Here is a 2377-nt window from a genome sequence, read left to right as displayed (position 1 = left end):
CCGATGAAAGAAACCACCAAAGTTCCCGCCGAACTAAAGATGACTATTAACGTATTGAGTATGAGGAGGCTATAAAGACTTCTTTTAAAATGGTTTCTTTCAAAAAATGGTGTCGTGGTACGTATTAATGCGTTTCAACCGGAAGCTTTCTACCTGCTTTTTACTGAATAGCCATACCTTTTGATATAGAAGGAACGCTTAATACTCCAACTCGAATTGCCACAAAGGAACGACATGCATGAAGCCGGTTTCTAGATGCATATTGTGCTACGGGCCTCTTGCAGGAAAAGATTATGTTTATCCATAAAGCATTCCTTTTCGGCAAAGATATGAATGTATGCAATAAATAAGCATGGATTAGGCGTATTTGCACTTTCGAAAGTGCAATTTAACGTACAAACAGCACTTCCCGATGAGCAAAATCATCCCCAGGCAAGTCTTCACGCATGGTTCGTCCTGCAGGCAGGGAGACATAGAGTTTTACGTTTCTACAACTTTTGCAATCCGATTCTGCTCCGTGATAAGAATGACGTTTTGTCCATGCACTAGGCTTTTTCAAAACATGCATAAAGTCAGGTAAGCTTATGCAATGCAGTTTTACCGTAGTTTCAATGCGCTGAAACTAGAGTTTCAGTGCATTGAAACTGCTGAAACAGTTAACTGCCTTGGCAAATCATTGCAGCTTTGTAGAAAAGCGACATTAGAACTTACATTTCTTCAGGTCATTTACTAACGTTTGCGAAAACACTTCACCGTAAATTTGCGTGGTTTTGATGCTGCGGTGCCCTAATAGTTTTTGCACCGTAGTCAGTTTTGCTCCATTATATATTAATAAGGTAGCATTGGTGTGCCGCGCCGAGTGGAAAGAGAAATGCTTGTCAATACCAGCCAGCTTGCCCAGCCTGACCAATTCCTTGTTAATGTCAGGGTTCGGGCGAAGACGGAAAAAGCACTCTTTGTCGGGGTATCGCTTTAATATCTTCAGAGCTTTCCCCTGAAACAAAAGATAAAGGGGGACTTGAGTTTCCGTTCCTGTCTTTTGCGACTTGAACGTCAGCCAGGCATGTTGCTTGTCTGGATAAACGATATTTTCCTCACGCAATTCTATAAAATCAGAATAACGGATGCCGGTGTAGCAACAAAACAGAAACGCATCCAGTGTGTGGCGCAATGCTTTTCCTGTCTGTCCGAGCGGCAGTTCTTCCAGTTTTCTCAGTTCTTCTGGAAGCAGGAATACATGTTTACTTTCAGTGGTCTTTATCCGGTATTTAATGAAAGGTGAAGCCGATGATAACATTACGCCTTGTCTGATGGCTTCATTGCAAAGCGTGCGTAAATGACGCATGTGTTTGGCAATTGTGTTTATCTTCAGTTTTTTCTTTTCCAGAAAATGTTCGAACTGGAGCAGCAGCGAATAATCCATCTCCGCAAAACATAGTGCCGGGCGGAATTCGTGTAAAAGAGCAAATGTAGTGCTCAAGTTGTTTTTTGTACTTTCTTTGCTTTTTGAGTGTTCTACCCATTTTCTACCGAATGCAAAAACATCTGTTCTTTCTTCTGCCTCATTGTCTGTTTTCAGCATTGACAAGGATATTTCTTTTCCTCGCTTCCACCCTTCCAATTCCGCATACTGGAGCTTTAGGAGAAACTCGTCAAGCATCCGGTTCAGCGCCTCTTCCTGCGGATGAAGTACAATCCTTGCTTTTTTGGCATCCCATTCTTCGGGACGTACATAAATGTGAGTGGAAAAATAGGCTTTCTGCTTTGTTAAATAAGCTTCCACTTGTATCAATGCCTTTCCGCTTGCATTGAGACGTTTTTTACGATTATAAACCAATCGGTAACTAATTTTTTTCATTTCACTACACTTTTTATCAGGAGTCTTAAAAACTATCACAAAGATGTCCTATACAAGGTTCTGAGCTTGTTTTTGGCTATTTTTTAAGCAAAGACAACACCGGAAATCCTGCATATTTGTTTGCTTTTTATACAGAATTTCAATCTTGAAGTGTTAAAAAGCGACGTATCTTTTGTATTTTGTTTCCAAAAGTATACAAGTTATTAGATTAATGATTACCTTTGCGGGCAAACTGAATTAGATAAAAGTGTTTATTTAAGGTTAAAATTAAGAGAGAATTTTTATGAAAAGAAAATTGATGCTGTTAATGACCTGCCTGATGATAGGCATTGGTCTGGTAAACGCGCAAGTAAAGAAAGTTACCGGTACGGTTACTTCTGAAGAGGACGGTTTACCTGTAGTGGGAGCATCTGTATTGGTAAAAGGTACCACAGTAGGTACGGTTACTGATATAGATGGTAATTTTACGATTAGTAACGTGCCAAGTTCGGCGGGAACTTTGGTGGTTTCTTTCATCGG

2 protein-coding genes are annotated in these 2377 nt (G+C 40.3%); one reads left to right on the top strand and one right to left on the bottom strand.

Annotated features, from left to right (window positions below; translation table 11 throughout):
- Positions 1-700 precede the first annotated feature (700 nt).
- Positions 701-1858 (bottom strand): site-specific integrase, encoded by a 1158-nt coding sequence (locus B5F78_RS16380; RefSeq protein WP_022039855.1) that lies wholly within the window; start codon positions 1856-1858, stop codon positions 701-703.
- 283 nt (positions 1859-2141) lie between these two features.
- On the opposite strand from B5F78_RS16380, the gene B5F78_RS16375 reads away from it, so the two are divergent.
- On the top strand, positions 2142-2377 hold a 236-nt coding region (locus tag B5F78_RS16375), incomplete at its 3' end, for a carboxypeptidase-like regulatory domain-containing protein (protein WP_140400230.1).

The organism is Bacteroides sp. An279, assembly GCF_002159615.1.
GTDB lineage: Bacteria > Bacteroidota > Bacteroidia > Bacteroidales > Bacteroidaceae > Phocaeicola > Phocaeicola intestinalis.
The sequence above is the reverse complement of the archived record's forward strand: the minus strand, read 5'-3'. Positions and strand labels throughout refer to the sequence as shown.

Bases quoted from the DNA above. Each gene is read 5' to 3' on its own strand.
- B5F78_RS16380 (WP_022039855.1), bottom strand. From the start codon at position 1,858: ATGAAAAAAATTAGTTACCGATTGGTTTATAATCGTAAAAAACGTCTC.